This is a genomic window from Streptomyces sp. NPDC001514 (genome assembly GCF_053597075.1).
This window is the reverse complement of the sequence record NZ_JBSFHO010000034.1, coordinates 1-14,759: the sequence shown is the minus strand read 5'-3', so window position 1 is coordinate 14,759 and position 14,759 is coordinate 1. Positions and strand designations below refer to the sequence as shown.

15 protein-coding genes are annotated in these 14,759 nt (G+C 71.4%); 5 read left to right on the top strand and 10 right to left on the bottom strand.

Annotated elements, in window-relative coordinates; translation table 11 throughout:
• Window positions 1–88: 88 nt before the first annotated feature.
• The 4 genes from ACWCXB_RS29010 to ACWCXB_RS28995 all read right to left on the bottom strand — a co-directional run bounded on the left by ACWCXB_RS29010 (window position 89) and on the right by ACWCXB_RS28995 (window position 2,939).
• The gene (locus tag ACWCXB_RS29010) at window positions 89–847 is read right to left on the bottom strand and encodes an ABC transporter ATP-binding protein (RefSeq protein WP_450726707.1); all 759 of its coding nucleotides are present in this window, start codon (window positions 845–847) and stop codon (window positions 89–91) included.
• 217 nt (window positions 848–1,064) lie between these two features.
• Window positions 1,065–1,835 carry a DUF3710 domain-containing protein gene (locus ACWCXB_RS29005; protein WP_450726706.1) on the bottom strand — a complete coding sequence of 257 codons (771 nt, stop codon included), beginning with the start codon at window positions 1,833–1,835 and terminating at the stop codon, window positions 1,065–1,067.
• Window position 1,836: 1 nt separating this feature from the next.
• Entirely contained in the window at window positions 1,837–2,364 is a 528-nt protein-coding gene (gene dut, locus ACWCXB_RS29000; RefSeq protein WP_450726705.1) for a dUTP diphosphatase, read from the bottom strand.
• Window positions 2,364–2,939 carry a PaaI family thioesterase gene (locus tag ACWCXB_RS28995; protein ID WP_450726704.1) on the bottom strand — a complete coding sequence of 192 codons (576 nt, stop codon included), beginning with the start codon at window positions 2,937–2,939 and terminating at the stop codon, window positions 2,364–2,366. The genes dut and ACWCXB_RS28995 overlap by 1 nt, the downstream gene beginning before the upstream one ends.
• A gap of 58 nt (window positions 2,940–2,997) precedes the next feature.
• On the opposite strand from ACWCXB_RS28995, the gene ACWCXB_RS28990 reads away from it, so the two are divergent.
• On the top strand, window positions 2,998–3,492 hold the full coding sequence (locus ACWCXB_RS28990) for a DUF3093 domain-containing protein (RefSeq protein WP_450726703.1): 495 nt from the start codon (window positions 2,998–3,000) through the stop codon (window positions 3,490–3,492).
• Between the two features lie 80 nt (window positions 3,493–3,572).
• On the opposite strand, the gene ACWCXB_RS28985 is transcribed toward ACWCXB_RS28990, so the two are convergent.
• From ACWCXB_RS28985 to ACWCXB_RS28970, 4 genes are all read right to left on the bottom strand, one after another.
• Window positions 3,573–4,526 carry a hypothetical protein gene (locus ACWCXB_RS28985; protein WP_450726702.1) on the bottom strand — a complete coding sequence of 318 codons (954 nt, stop codon included), beginning with the start codon at window positions 4,524–4,526 and terminating at the stop codon, window positions 3,573–3,575.
• 12 nt (window positions 4,527–4,538) lie between these two features.
• A complete protein-coding gene (locus tag ACWCXB_RS28980) occupies window positions 4,539–4,835 on the bottom strand; it encodes a DUF4193 domain-containing protein (protein ID WP_166632484.1) in 297 nt (98 codons plus the stop codon).
• A gap of 449 nt (window positions 4,836–5,284) precedes the next feature.
• Window positions 5,285–6,535: a sensor histidine kinase gene (locus tag ACWCXB_RS28975; protein WP_450726701.1), complete on the bottom strand. Its 1,251-nt coding sequence runs from the start codon at window positions 6,533–6,535 to the stop codon at window positions 5,285–5,287.
• Window positions 6,536–6,539: 4 nt separating this feature from the next.
• Entirely contained in the window at window positions 6,540–7,193 is a 654-nt protein-coding gene (locus tag ACWCXB_RS28970; protein WP_450726700.1) for a response regulator transcription factor, read from the bottom strand.
• Window positions 7,194–7,545: 352 nt separating this feature from the next.
• On the opposite strand from ACWCXB_RS28970, the gene ACWCXB_RS28965 reads away from it, so the two are divergent.
• A complete protein-coding gene (locus tag ACWCXB_RS28965) occupies window positions 7,546–7,719 on the top strand; it encodes a hypothetical protein (RefSeq protein ID WP_450726699.1) in 174 nt (57 codons plus the stop codon).
• Between the two features lie 419 nt (window positions 7,720–8,138).
• On the opposite strand, the gene ACWCXB_RS28960 is transcribed toward ACWCXB_RS28965, so the two are convergent.
• Window positions 8,139–8,939 carry an inositol monophosphatase family protein gene (locus tag ACWCXB_RS28960; protein ID WP_450726698.1) on the bottom strand — a complete coding sequence of 267 codons (801 nt, stop codon included), beginning with the start codon at window positions 8,937–8,939 and terminating at the stop codon, window positions 8,139–8,141.
• 8 nt (window positions 8,940–8,947) lie between these two features.
• Window positions 8,948–10,090, bottom strand: coding sequence for a ferrochelatase (locus ACWCXB_RS28955; protein ID WP_450726697.1), 1,143 nt, complete (start codon window positions 10,088–10,090; stop codon window positions 8,948–8,950).
• Window positions 10,091–10,198: 108 nt separating this feature from the next.
• On the opposite strand from ACWCXB_RS28955, the gene ACWCXB_RS28950 reads away from it, so the two are divergent.
• The 3 genes from ACWCXB_RS28950 to sepH all read left to right on the top strand — a co-directional run bounded on the left by ACWCXB_RS28950 (window position 10,199) and on the right by sepH (window position 14,565).
• Complete coding sequence (locus ACWCXB_RS28950; RefSeq protein WP_450726696.1) at window positions 10,199–11,437, top strand: MFS transporter; 1,239 nt, start codon at window positions 10,199–10,201, stop codon at window positions 11,435–11,437.
• Window positions 11,400–12,716: a D-arabinono-1,4-lactone oxidase gene (locus tag ACWCXB_RS28945; RefSeq protein WP_450726695.1), complete on the top strand. Its 1,317-nt coding sequence runs from the start codon at window positions 11,400–11,402 to the stop codon at window positions 12,714–12,716. Before ACWCXB_RS28950 ends, ACWCXB_RS28945 begins: the two co-directional genes overlap by 38 nt.
• A gap of 787 nt (window positions 12,717–13,503) precedes the next feature.
• Window positions 13,504–14,565, top strand: a complete 1,062-nt coding sequence (gene sepH / locus ACWCXB_RS28940) for a septation protein SepH (protein WP_450726694.1) — start codon at window positions 13,504–13,506, stop codon at window positions 14,563–14,565.
• The last annotated feature ends 194 nt before the right edge of the window (window positions 14,566–14,759 follow it).

The window sequence follows — 14,759 nt, the reverse complement described above, 5'->3', positions numbered from 1 at the left end:
CGAAGCTACAGCCATCAAAACCGGCAAATCGGGCAGGGTGCGCTGCTGACGGACGTATTGACGGGATTCTTATGCACTGCCGCGCTGTCTAGGCTGTCCGCCCGGTCTGCTCGGTGATCTCGCCGTCGCTCAGTTCGAGCACCCGGTCGGCGAGGCCGAGCAGCTGGGCGTCGTGCGTGGCGACCAGGGCGGTCACGCCCTCGCTGCGGACCACGGCGCGCAGCAGTTCCATCACCGCGAGCCCGGTCTCGGCGTCCAGCTGGCCGGTGGGTTCGTCGGCAATCAGCAGGGCCGGGCGGTTGGCGAGCGCGCGGGCGATGGCGACGCGCTGTTGCTGGCCGCCGGACAGCTCTCCGGGCCGCTGGGCGGCGTGCTCGGCCAGGCCGACCAGGGAGAGCAGCAGCTCGACGCGCTCCTCACGCTCGCGCGGATCGGTCTTGCGCAGCCGCATCGGTACGCCGACGTTCTCGGCGGCCGTGAGGATCGGGATGAGCCCGAAGGACTGGAAGATGAACCCGATACGGTCGCGGCGCAGCTCCAGCAGCCCGTTCTCGCCGAGCGCGGACAGGTCCGTGCCGTCGACGGTGATCCGGCCCTCGTCCGGGCCGTCGAGGCCGCCGACCAGGTTGAGCAGCGTCGTCTTGCCGGAGCCCGACCGGCCCTTGAGGGCGACGAGCTCACCGCGCGGAATCTCGAAGGACACCCCGCGCAGGGCGTGGACCGCGGCGGCTCCGGTGCCGTACGAGCGGTGCAGGTTCTCGACGCGGACCATGGGCCCGCGGGCCGGGCCCTCCGCGACGGCCGTGCCCCCGGCGTACGTCGAGTGTGCGGCCGTGCTCTCCGTCATACGGTCCCCCCGTGGTGAAGCGATGCGGCGCCAGTATGTGCAGGCGACACCCGTTCGGACAATGTCCGGGCACCGTCGGCGCGCACGGCCGCCCCGGAACGCCGATGGGCCGCACCCCGTCAACGGAGCGCGGCCCAACCGGACCGTATTTCTCGGGGGACGACCCCCGAACTCCGGCCGAAGGCACGGAGGCCGGCCCGCACGCGAGGAGCGGGCCTCAGCGCACCTCGGTGATCTCCGGCCCGCGCTGCAGCTGCCCCATGCCACCGGAGAAGCGGGACGTTTCCTGCTCCTCCTGCTGGACGCCTTCGGGCACCATCTGGGCATCGTTCGGCAGCTTGAGGACGATCGGGTCGCGAGGCGCCATCGGGCCCTCGCCGCGCACCACGACGGTGTCCCTGAAGATCTGCTCCAGCAGACCGGCCGCCTGCGGCTGCACCGCGCCCTGCCCGGAAATCACACCGCGCAGGAACCAGCGGGGCCCGTCGACGCCGACGAAGCGCACCAGCTGCACGCCTCCGGTGCCGTCCGGAAGCTGGACCGGGACCTGGGCCCGCAGCTCCCAGCCCAGGGGGCCCTCGACCTCGTCGATGACACCGCCCTGCCGGGTGATGCCCGAGGCGATCTCCTCGCGGACCTCGCCCCAGATGCCCTCCTTCTTGGGCGCTGCGAACGCCTGCAGCTGGACCGCGCTGTCCCGCAGCACGACCGTCGCCGCGACGATGGCGTCGCCCGCGACCTCCACGCGCAGCTCCATGCCCTCGACTCCGGGCACGAAGAGACCACCCAGGTCCACCCGGCCCTCGCCCGGCCTGGAGACCTCGGAGACGTCCCACGGGCCGTCGGGCCGGGGCGCCGGCGGAAGGTTCACCCGGCGCGGCGCGTCCTGCTCCGCCGCCGCGTCCTCCGTGTCGAGCTCGTCGACGACCTGCTCGGCCTCGCCCGCCACGTCCTTGGCGGTACCGCTCTTCTTGCGACGTCCGAACACGTCACTGTCCTTCCCGGTCGGATACGACCGAAGCGTATCGATTCCCACCCTGTGCGCTGCCCACGGCCGACCCGCCAACGGCGGCATGGCCGCCGGTGGACCCGAAGCCCCCCTCGGCCCGCGCCGAGCCGGGAAGCTCCGCCACCTCGTGGAAGCGCACCTTCTCGACCTGCTGGACGACCAGTTGAGCAATCCGGTCGAACCGTTCGAACCGCACGCTCTCGCGCGGGTCCAGATTGACCACGATCACCTTGATCTCCCCACGGTACCCGGCATCCACCGTCCCTGGGGCATTCACGAGGGCGAGACCACAGCGGGCCGCCAGCCCCGAGCGGGGATGCACGAAGGCCGCATACCCGTCAGGGAGGGCGACAGCCACTCCCGTGGGCAGAATCGTGCGCTCTCCGGGTGCGAGTTCCGCTGCCTCGGTGGTCACCAGATCGACACCGGCATCGCCCGGATGTCCGTATGACGGAATCGGTACTTCCGGGTCCACGCGCCGGATCAGTACGTCGACAGGGTTGCGCATCAGGGATTCACCTCGAAGGCGCGGGCGCGCCTGACCTGGTCGGGATCGGCCATGGCTGCCTGGATCTCCTCCGGGCGGCCGTTGTCGATGAAGTGGTCGACCTTGACCTCGATGAAGAGGGCTTCGGCGCGGACGGCAACGGGGCCCTCGGGGCCGCCGATCCGGCCGGTGGCCCTGGAGTAGATCTTGCGGCCGCTGACCGCGGTGACCTCGGCCTCCAGGTGGAGGACCGTGTCCACGGGCACGGGCGTGACGAAGTCGGTCTCCAGCCGCCCGGTCACGGCGATCACCCGCAGCAGCCAGTTCAGCGAGCCGAGCGTCTCGTCGAGCGCCGTGGCCAGTACACCGCCGTGGGCGAGGCCCGGCGCGCCCTGGTGGGCCGGGGTGACGGTGAACTCGGCGGTGAGACTCACGCCTTCACCGGCCCGCGCCTCCAGGTGCAGCCCGTGGGCCTGTCCTCCGCCGCAGCCGAAGCAGTACTCGTAGTGCGCGCCGAGGAGCTCGCCCGGGGCGGGCGCGTCGGGGTGCCGTACCGGCGGTATGGCGTCGGCGGGAGGGGTCAGTGCAGTACTCACAGGCGCAGACCTTACCCGCGCGGGTAGCCGCAGGTCGCACCGTGCCAAGCTTGGATTCATGCAGCCTCCCGCCACGCCCTCCGGCTCGCCGTCCGCGCCGTCCTCCGCGTCGGGCTACGACGAACGCCTGACCGCCCCCCGCTCGTGGTGGGTGATCACCGCCCTGGTCGCGCTGTCCGGCGGTCTCGTGCTGCTTCCGCTGGGCCCGGTGCCGATGCTGGGCGGGCTGATCGGCGCGGGCGCGCTGGCGGCGGCCGCCGTGAGTTCGTACGGCTCCGCCCGGATCCGGGTGGTGGCGGGCTCGCTGGTCGCGGGCGATGCGCGGATCCCGGTGTCGGCGCTCGGCGAGGCCGAGGTGCTGGACCCGGAGGAGGCGCGGGCCTGGCGCTCGTACAAGGCGGATCCGCGCGCGTACATGCTGCTGCGCAGCTATGTGCCGACGGCGGTGCGGGTGGTGGTCACGGATCCGGAGGACCCGACACCGTACGTGTACATCTCGACCCGGGATCCGCGCGCGCTGGTGGCCGCTCTCGACGCCGTACGGGCGGACTGACACGGCCTACGAGCGGACACGGCGTACGGGCGAACCGGCGACCGCGAGCGCGCGTGACGGCGGGTGGGCCCGCGAGGGGGTCAGCCTTCCAGCTGACTGCGCAGCTCGGGCGGAAGCTCCTCGGGCAGCTCCCCCTTCGGCTTCTCCAGCCGGGGCAGCTCGGGCAGCGCGTCCCAGGGGACCTGGCGGGCACGCAGGTCCTTCCTGATGCGCGCGGCGAGTTTCCGGGTGTCCCGCCGGTTCATCACGGCTCCGACGGCAGCGCCGACCATGAACGGCATCAGGTTCGGCAGGTTGCGGACCATGCGCTTCATGATCTGCTGGCGCAGCTCGCGCTTCATCTGGCCGCCGAGTGCGGCGTTGATCGTCATCGGCTTGGTCACGTCGATGCCGCGCTCCTCCGACCAGGAGTTCAGATACGCGGTCGCGCGTTCCTTGATGTTGCCCGGTGGCCGCTGCCCGTAGACCTCGTGCAGCTCGGCGATGAGTTTCAGCTCGATCACGGCGACGCCGACGATCTCCGTGGCCAGCTCGGCGGGCAGAGCGGGCGGAACGGGCATCATGGCCGCCGCCCCGATACCGGCGCCCACGGCGGACGTGCCGTTGGCCGCGCCCGTGATCAGCTTGTCGGCGAGCTGCTCGGGGCCGAGGCCGGGGAACTGCTCGCGCAGTGTCGCGAGATCGCGCACCGGGATGCGGGGCGTGATCTCGATGAGGCGGTCGGCCACGAAGCCGAGCGCCGCCTTGGCGGCCTGACCGCTCCTGCGCACGCCGGCCCGGACCGCGTCCAGGCGCCCGGCCTTGGCCGGGGGTCCTTCCTGTGCGGCTGCCTCGAGCGAGGCCGGGAGGCCTCGCTCGTCGTCACGTGCGTCGCCGGGAAGGGGCAGGTGGCCGGTGTGCCCTTGCCCGAGTTCGTCGGGTGCCCGGGCAGCCTCCAGCGGGCCGGGAGCGCCCTGGAGCGCTTCCGGCTCCAGGGAACCCTTCCGCCACCGGCGCAGCTTCCCGGGTTTCCTGGGCGGTGTCCCGCCTGCCACGGCCGACGGACCTCAGTCGCAGTCTCGGCAGATGGGCTGGCCGTTCTTCTCGCGGGCCAGCTGGCTCCGGTGGTGCACGAGGAAGCAGCTCATGCAGGTGAACTCATCGGCCTGCTTGGGCAGCACCCGGACGGCCAGCTCCTCGTTCGAGAGGTCCGCTCCGGGCAGCTCAAGACCTTCGGCGGCCTCGAACTCGTCGACGTCGACGGTCGACGTCGTCTTGTCGTTCCTCCGAGCCTTGAGCTCTTCGATGCTGTCCTCGTTGAGGTCGTCATCGGTCTTGCGTGGGGTGTCGTAATCCGTTGCCATGTGCCTCTCCCCCTCTGGGTGTCTGCGGTGTCTCCAGCGCACGTAACGCGTGAGAGGCCGGACTTGTGCCCGACCCGAGGCGGAGATTTTGCCTCACATCAAGGTCTGTTACTCAATCGACACCCAACCGGACCCCTCAAGAGTGATCGGGTTGGATGGCGATCGGGACCGTACACGGTCCGAATGTCGCACTTCACGGGCGCCACCCCGTGTACTTCCCGTGATCTGGACCCCTGAAAACCCGGACTTTTACCGGCTTTCCGACAGTGCCTTGATCACGGAGAGTAGATGGCCGAAAATTCGCTTCTGTGATCGATCACACACGGACTTCGCGGGCACGAGTCCCGAAAATTCCGCGTAAAGCGAACACAAAAAATCTTCGACCGTTGCCGCCCCCCACCGGCCGACGAGCGGCCGGCAGCGGTGGGGGCGGCATCGGGACCGGCACGTCAGACCGGCATGGTCACACGCATCACGAGCCCGCCGCCCTCGCGCGGCTCCGCGATGATACGGCCACCGTGGGCGCGCGCAACTGAGCGCGCGATCGACAGGCCGAGACCGACGCCCTTGTCGCTGCCGGTCCGCTCCTGCCGCAGCCGCCGGAACGGCTCGAACAGGTTGTCGATCTCGTACGCCGGGACGACCGGTCCTGTGTTGGACACCACCAGCACCGCCTGGCCGTGCGCGGCCTCGGTGGTGACTTCCACCCAGCCTCCCTCCGGCACGTTGTACCGAACGGCGTTCTGTACGAGGTTCAGGGCGATCCGCTCCAGCAGGACGCCGTTGCCCCGGACGATGACGGGTGCGCGGCGCCCCCGGAACTCCACGCCCTTGGCCTCGGCCTCACCACGGGCCTGGTCGACGGCCCGGGTGGCGACCTCGGCGAGGTCGACGGGCTTGCGCTCGACGATCTGGTTCTCGCTGCGGGCGAGCAGCAGCAGGCCCTCCACGAGCTGCTCGCTGCGTTCGTTGGTGGCGAGCAGGGTCTTGCCGAGCTGGCGCAGCTCGTCCGGGGCGGAGGGGTCGGAAAGGTGGACCTCCAGCAGGGTGCGGTTGATCGCCAGGGGCGTACGCAGCTCGTGCGAGGCGTTGGCGACGAACCGCTGCTGCGCCGTGAACGCCCGCTCGAGCCGCTCCAGCATCTCGTCGAAGGTGTCGGCGAGCTCCTTCAGCTCGTCGTCGGGGCCGTCCAGCTCGATCCGCCGGGAGAGGTCGGAGCCGACCACGCGGCGCGCGGTGCGGGTGATCTTGCCGAGCGGGGAGAGGACACGGCCTGCCATGGCGTAGCCGAAGGCGAACGCGATCACGCTGAGGCCGAGGAGAGCGAAGAGGGAGCGGGTGAGGAGGTCGTCCAGGGCGGCCTGGCGCTGATGGGCGATGCACGTCTTGAGCGCGTCGTTGAGCTGTGTGTTGTTGACGGCCACGTCCAGGCCCGGGCAGGTAGGGCTCGTGATCTTGACGTCGGCGCCGGGGTTGGCGGAGATCGTGAACGCCTGCTGGCTTCCGTCGTGGAGCGCCTGCGCGGCCAGCAGATAGATGATCGACAGCAGCAGGATGCCGGCGATCAGGAACATCCCGCCGTACAGCAGCGTGAGTCTTATCCGGATGGTCGGGCGCAGCCAGGGGAACGCGGGCTCCGCAGGGTGTGGGTCCCACGTGGGTTTCGGGGGCGCCGTGGGGGGCGCGGGTGTTGCCGCCACGGGATCAGATCCGGTAGCCGGAGCCGGGGACCGTGACGATCACGGGCGGCTCGCCGAGCTTGCGGCGCAGCGTCATGACGGTGACCCGTACGACGTTGGTGAACGGGTCGGTGTTCTCGTCCCAGGCCTTCTCGAGCAGCTGCTCGGCGGAGACGACCGCGCCTTCGCTGCGCATGAGCACCTCCAGCACGGCGAATTCCTTCGGGGCGAGCTGGATCTCCTTGCCCTCGCGGAAGACCTCGCGGCGGTTCGGGTCCAGCTTGATGCCGGCGCGCTCCAGAACGGGCGGCAGCGGGACGGTCGTACGCCGGCCGAGAGCCCGGACACGAGCGATGAGCTCGGTGAACGCGAACGGCTTCGGCAGGTAGTCGTCGGCACCGAGCTCCAGGCCTTCGACGCGGTCGCTGACGTCGCCGGACGCCGTGAGCATGAGGACGCGGGTAGGCATGCCGAGTTCGACGATCTTGCGGCAGACGTCGTCGCCGTGGACGAACGGCAGATCACGGTCGAGGACGACCACGTCGTAGTCGTTCACCCCGATACGCTCCAGGGCGGCGGCGCCGTCGTACACGACGTCGACGGCCATGGCCTCCCGGCGCAGTCCGGTGGCCACCGCATCGGCGAGCAGCTGCTCGTCCTCGACGACGAGTACGCGCACGTGGCTGTCCTTCCTCTGGGCCTGCCCGACCCCGTGATCAGGGCAGGTGTGTAGTGATGGCGGGCATCTGTGTGCCTCCATCCTGCCCCTTACGCGCGTAAACCGGCTGTAAGGCGGCGTCATCCCTCGGGGGCACCGGAGGGGACGCGGTGGGGGCACCGGGAATTCACCGGATTCCCGGTGGAGTTGAGGTTTCTCTGAGGGTGTGCCTGGGGAGGTGGACTGCACACCCGCGATCACGCCATGTATGTGGCTTGCCACACCCCGCTCTCTGTTCCCCCAGGGAGGCGGCGTGATCAACCCGCCGTAGGCACACCCCCGTGCCACCGACCCACGACGAGGGGGCGCAACCATGGACGCATTCACCGCAGGACTCCTGCAGCGCATCAGGGCCACGGAGACCGACCTCACGCGGGCTCGCGAAACGGGCGACGACTTCCTGGCAGATGTCGAGCAGGCCGAGCTGGACGACCTGCACCGCCTCGCCGCCGAGCACGGCGTGGAAGTCAGCGCCGCGAGCGCCTGACAATCCCCGGAAGGGCCCGGCACCGACGCCTCGGTGCCGGGCCCTTCCTGTGCGGGTCCGCGTCGGGGGCGGGGCGGGACCGGGGATTTTTCCCCGCCCCGCCCCGCCCCTTCCCGAACTGGGGGCGTCGCCCCCGCGCCCTGCGGGCGCCGAGGCCGGCTTCCTGGCTCCGCCCGGGACCGTGCCCCTACGCCCTTCGGGCGTCGGGACGTCGGCTCGACGGGAGCCCGTCCGGCATTCGAGGACGGACCTGCGGGCCGGCCCGTCTGCCCGTACCGGGCACGCATCTCAAGCACATCCGGCGCATGAGGACGCACCTGCCGGTTCCGGGCACGCGTGTCAAGCCCGTCCGGCGCTCGATGACGGACACATGGGGCCACCCCCGCGGTACCGGCTCACCCATGCGCGCCCACCGAAGGTCAGTCGTGCCAGGCACCCAGGTCGTCGAGCAGCCGCTGCAGCGGCTCGAAGACGCCCGGCGACGCCGCGATCGCGAGGTCGCCGGACGGCGGCTCGCCCGGGCGGGAGCCGGTGAGGGCGCCCGCCTCTCGGGCGATGAGGTCACCGGCCGCGAGGTCCCAGGGGTTGAGGCCGCGCTCGTAGTAGCCGTCCAGCCGGCCCGCGGCGACGTCGCACAGGTCGACGGCCGCCGAGCCGCTGCGGCGGATGTCGCGGAGGCGCGGGATCAGCTGCTGGGCGACGTCCGCCTGGTGGCTGCGCACCGACTGCACGTAGTTGAAGCCGGTCGACACCAGCGCCTGGTCCAGCGGCGGCGCGGGCCGGCAGCGCAGCCGCCGGTCGCCGCAGAAGGCGCCGCCGCCGAGCACCGCGCGGTACGTCTCGCCCCGCATCGGCGCCTCGACGACCCCGACGACCGTCTCGCCGTCCCGCTCGGCCGCGATGGACACGGCCCAGGTCGGCAGCCCGTACAGATAGTTGACGGTGCCGTCCAGCGGATCGATGACCCAGCGGACCCCGCTCGTGCCCTCCGTGGACGCGCCCTCCTCGCCGAGGAAACCGTCGTCCGGGCGGTGCCCGGCCAGGAAGCCGGTGATCAGCTTCTCGGCCGCGATGTCCATCTCGGTGACGACGTCGATGGGGCTCGACTTGGTCGCGGCCACGGCGAGGTCGTCGGGCCGCCCGTCGCGCAGCAGCTCTCCGGCCCTGCGCCCGGCCTCCAGGGCCAGGGCGAGGAGTTCGTCCAGCAGTCGGTCGGTCACGACGCTCCTTACGCGTACGGGCTGTCGGCGCCCGCGGCCGCGGGGCGCTCGCTGCGGGCCGGGCAGCAGCCGATGGGGCACAGGTCGTGCGAGGGGCCGAGCGATCCGAGCGCGCACCGCTCGACGACGGCCCCGCGCGCGGTCGCCGCGCGCTCCAGCACCAGCTCCCGGATCGCGCCCGCGAACCGCGGGTCCGCGCCGACCGTCGCCGAGCGCCGCACCGGCAGCCCCAGCTCGGCGGCCTTGGCCGTGGCCTCCGTGTCCAGGTCGTACAGGACCTCCATGTGGTCCGAGACGAACCCGATCGGCACCATCACGACGGCCGGAGCCCCGGCCCCGTGCAGGTCCTCCAGGTGGTCGCAGATGTCCGGCTCCAGCCACGGAATGTGCGGCGCCCCGCTGCGCGACTGGTACACGAGCTGCCAGGGGTGCTCGATCCCCGTCTCGTCCCGCACCGCCTCGGCGATCACGCGTGCCACGTCGAGGTGCTGCTTCACGTACGCCCCGCCCTCGCCGTGCTCCCACACCGGCCCGGAGGCGTCCGCGGCGGACTCGGGGATGGAGTGGGTGGTGAAGGCGAGGTGCGCCCCGGACCGTACGTCCTCGGGGAGGTCCGCGAGCGAGGCGAGCACACCGGCCACCATGGGGCCGATGAACCCCGGGTGGTTGAAGTAGTGCCTCAGCTTGTCGACGCGCGGCAGTGGCAGCCCTTCCGCCTCCAGCGCCGCGAGCGCGTCCGCCAGGTTCTCCCGGTACTGCCGGCAGCCCGAGTACGAGGCGTAGGCACTGGTCGCGAGCACCGCGACGCGTCGGCGCCCGTCCAGGACCATCTCCCGCAGCGTGTCGGTCAGATACGGCGCCCAGTTCCGGTTTCCCCAGTAGACCGGCAGGTCGAGGCCCGCGCCCGCGAAATCCTTGCGGAGCGCGTCGAGCAGCGCGCGGTTCTGGCCGTTGATCGGGCTGACCCCGCCGAACAGGAAGTAGTGCTGACCGACTTCTTTGAGCCGTTCCTTGGGGATGCCGCGGCCACGCGTCACGTTCTCCAGGAACGGGACGACGTCGTCCGGGCTCTCGGGACCACCGAAGGAGAGCAGCAGCAGGGCGTCGTAGGGAGCTGGGTCGCGGGGAGCGGGATCGAGCTGTTCGGCCATGGTGCCGATCCTCCCACCAGCCTCCGACAGGCGGGAAACCGCACTGGAGTAAGGGTTACCTAACCCGTAAGCTGTACCGGCCACTCACATTCCTTACGGAGCGCCCCCTTGCCCAGTCCCTACCGTGCGATATTCGCCGCCCCCGGCACCGTGGCGTTCTCCGCCGCAGGCTTCCTCGGCCGGTTGCCGCTGTCCATGATGGGCATCGGCATCGTGACCATGATTTCCCAGCTGACGGGGCGTTACGGCCTGGCCGGAGCGCTCTCCGCGACCCTCGCGCTCTCGGCGGCGGTGCTCGGCCCGCAGGTCTCCCGGCTGATCGACCGGCACGGCCAGCGCCGGGTGCTGCGCCCGGCCCTGCTGGTCACGGTCGGGGCGGTCATGGGTCTGCTCGTCTGCGCCCAGCAGGGCGCCCCCGACTGGACCCTCTTCGCCTTCACCGCCTGCGCGGGCTGCATCCCGGCCGTCGGCGCGATGACCCGGGCCCGCTGGGCCGAGATCCATCGCGGCTCCCCGCGCGAGCTGCACACCGCGTACTCCTTCGAGTCGATCGTGGACGAGGTGTGCTTCATCGTGGGCCCGATCGTGTCCATCGGGCTGTCCACGATCTGGTTCCCCGAGTCGGGCCCGCTGCTCGCCACCGCGTTCCTCGTCATCGGCGTGCTGTGGCTGACGGCCCAGCGCGCCACCGAGCCCGTACCGCATCCGCGCGAGGAGCACTCCGGCGGCTCCGCGCTGCGCTCCCCCGGGCTGCAGGTGCTCGTCGCCACTTTCGTCATGACGGGCGCGATCTTCGGCTCGGTGGACGTGGTGACGGTGGCCTTCGCCGAGGAGGAAGGGCACAAGGCGGCGGCGAGCCTGGTCCTCGCGGTGTACGCGCTGGGCTCCTGCCTGGCCGGAGCGGTCTTCGGGCTCCTCCAACTCAAGGGCGAGCCGTCCCGCAGGTGGGTACTGGGTGTCTGTGCGATGGCCGTGAGTATGATCCCCCTCCAACTGGCCGGGAACCTGCCGTTCCTGGCCGTGGCGCTCTTCGTCGCAGGCCTGGCCATCGCACCGACGATGGTGACCACGATGGCCCTCGTCGAAGCGCACGTACCGCGCACCAAGCTGACCGAGGGCATGACCTGGACGGGCACCGGGCTCGCGGTCGGCGTGGCGCTCGGCTCGTCGGCCGCCGGCTGGGTGGTCGACGAGCGCGGCGCCGGTGCGGCGTACGCGGTGCCCGCGGTGGCGGGAGCGCTCGCGGCCGTGGTGGCGTTCCTGGGGTACCGCCGGCTGCGCAGGCCGGTGCCGACGCGGGAGGGGCAGGATGACCAGCACGTCCAGGACGGGGAACGCGTGGCGTAACTGGGCCGGGACGGTGACTTCCCGCCCGGTGCGGGAGGTCTCCCCCGCCACGGCCGACGAGCTGGCCGCGGCCGTGCGCCGGGCGGCCGAGGAGGGCCTGCGGGTCAAGACGGTCGGTACGGGCCACTCGTTCACCTCGATCGCCGCGACCGACGGCGTACTGATACGGCCCGATCTGCTCACCGGCATCCGTGAGATCGACCGTACGGCGATGACGGTGACCGTCGAGGCGGGTACGCCCCTGAAGCGGCTCAACGCCGCGCTGGCCCGTGAGGACCTGTCGCTCACGAACATGGGCGACATCATGGAACAGACGGTCGCCGGCGCCACCAGCACCGGGACGCACGGCACCGGCCGGGAATCGGCTTCGATCGCCGCGCAGATCAAGGGCCTTGAGCTGATCACGGCGGACGGCTCTGTGCTGCACTGCTCCGAGAAGGAGAATCCGGAGGTCTTCGCGGCCGCGCGGATCGGGCTCGGCGCGCTGGGTGTCGTCAGCGCGATCACGTTCGCCGTGGAGCCGCTGTTCCTGCTGACGGCCCGCGAGGAGCCCATGCCCTTCGACCGCGTCACGGCCGAGTTCGACGAGCTGCACGCGGAGAACGAGCACTTCGAGTTCTACTGGTTCCCCCACACGGGCAACTGCAACACCAAGCGCAACAACCGAAGCGCCGGCCCCGCCGCTCCGCCGGGAGCGGTCAGCGCCTGGATCGAGGACGAGCTGCTCTCCAACGGGCTGTTCCAGGTGGTCAATTCGCTCGGCCGGGCGGTGCCCGCGACCATCCCGTCCATCGCGAAGCTCGCCAGTCGGGCCCTGTCCGCCCGTACGTACACGGATATTCCCTACAAGGTCTTCACAAGTCCCCGCAGGGTGCGCTTCGTCGAGATGGAATACGCGCTTCCGAGGGAGGCAGCGGTCGAGGTCCTGCGCGAGGTGAAGGCCATGGTCGATCGCTCTCCGCTGCGGATCAGCTTCCCGGTGGAGGTGCGGACCGCCCCGGCGGACGACATCACGCTGTCGACGGCCTCGGGCCGCGAAAGCGCGTACATCGCGGTGCACATGTACAAGGGCACGCCGTACCGCTCGTACTTCACCGCGGTCGAGCGCATCATGATCGCGCACGGCGGCCGGCCGCACTGGGGCAAGATCCACACGCGCGACGCGGAGTACTTCGAGAGCGTGTATCCGCGCTTCGGCGAGTTCACCGCGCTGCGGGACCGGCTGGATCCCGAGCGGCTGTTCGGGAACGACTACTTGCGGCGGGTGTTGGGCGCCTAGGTCCTGTCCGGTCGATCAGGCCGGATCAGCGAGCGGGGTCTGGTGCCGTACATCGTAAGGCGGAGGAGGAAATCGACGCGGAGCGTCGGTGACCGACGACAACGCAGCGAGGTGCGGCACCAGGGCACGCGAGCCCGGCAAGATCGGCCGGACAGGACCTAGGGGACGTCCGATTGCCGCGGAAGCGGACGGAGTCGGCGGGGAGTCGCCGCGTACGACAGAGCCGACCGTCGTGCCCGCTCCGCCGCCGTACGTCGTCGCCTCGGCGAACTCCCCGACGGGAGAGGCCTCGTGCGGTGCACGCCGGTGGACGGGATTCGCGGCGTCGCGGAGCTGTTCACCGGTCCGCCGGAACGGCTGCGAATAGTTCCAAATCAGGCGATTCTATGAAGCTCACCACCATCGGACCCCCGGCACACGGACCCAACTCCCACCCCCTGCGACAAGTTCGGCGGCGCGCCGGTCCACCCCCGTGGCCCGAATGGAGTACTGTGGCGAGCCCTGGGACCGGTCTCCCTCACGGGTGTCCGGACTTACGGGAGGGGGCCGAAAGCGGCACTCGAACCGGCGGCGCCGCGGCACCGCACGGGCACCTGCTGCACAGAGTGACCAACCGTCACTATGCGTGGCGAATAGGTAACCGTGCCATAACGGCGATCAAGGGCGCATGCCCGACACGCCGGAGGAACTCGGCAAGGTTGTGGCAGGCTGCACCCGGGCAGGCCACACTCGACTAGCGGAAGCAGCGACGCACGTGACGTCGGCAGGCACCACCCGGGAGGTCCCCATGCCCGAACTGCGTGTCGTGGCCGTCTCCAACGACGGCACACGACTGGTGCTGAAGGCTGCGGACAGCACGGAGTACACGCTTCCGATTGACGAGCGGCTGCGCGCTGCCGTGCGCAACGACCGCGCCCGTCTCGGCCAGATCGAGATCGAGGTGGAGAGCCATCTCCGCCCCCGCGACATCCAGGCGCGTATACGGGCAGGCGCCTCCGCCGAGGAAGTCGCCCAGCTCGCCGGAATCCCGGTCGACCGGGTGCGGCGTTTCGAGGGCCCTGTGCTCGCGGAGCGCGCGTTCATGGCGGAGCGGGCGCGCAAGACTCCCGTGCGGCGTCCCGGGGAGAACACGGGACCCCAGCTCGGCGAAGCGGTCCAGGAGCGGCTGCTGCTGCGCGGCGCCGAGAAGGACACCGTGCAGTGGGACTCCTGGCGCCGCGACGACGGCACCTGGGAGGTCCTGCTGGTCTACCGGGTGGCGGGCGAGCCGCACTCGGCGAGCTGGACGTACGACCCGCCGCGGCGGCTCGTCCAGGCCGTCGACGACGAGGCGCGCGCGCTGATCGGTGAGACCGACGACGCCATCGCGATCGCGCAGGAGCCGAGCTTCCCGTTCGTGCCGCGCATCGCCCGGCTGCCACGGGACCGGGCGCTCGACCGTGGGCTCGATCGTGCGCTCGACCGTGCCCTGGAGCGGCCCTCGCCGGTCCCGGCGCCCGAGCCGGACGAGAGCGAGCGCGACTCCCTGACCAGCCTCCTGGAGGCGGTCCCGAGCTTCCGCGGCGACATGGTGGTCCCGGACCGCCCCGCGCCGGTCGACCCGCCCGCGACCGACCCCGCCGCCCAGGAGCCCGACTCCGAGGAGCCGCCGGCCCCTGCGGCCTCGGCCGGTGCGGGTTCGGCGTACGCGGACGTGCTCATGCCCCGTTCCGTCAGCGGCCACCGCGACCGTCTCACCGGCACGACCGACCGCCAGGCCGAGGCGGACGGCGTCCGTCCGGGCCGCCGGGCGGCCGTGCCGAGCTGGGACGAGATCGTGTTCGGCACGCGCCGCAAGAAGCAGGAGTAGCGGGGCTCCGCCCCACGGCCCCGGGACCGCGGTCCACCCGGGTGGGGCGGGTCCGGAGCCTTGCCGGGATGCGGTGTGCCTCCGGCGGGGGTGCGGTGTTGCCCGGTGCCGCGGGCGTGCCCGGTGTGTCCGTCCTCAAGCGCCGGACGGGCTTGGTGCGGCTGCTGTGGGTGGGTGGTGGTGCGGTGCCCCTC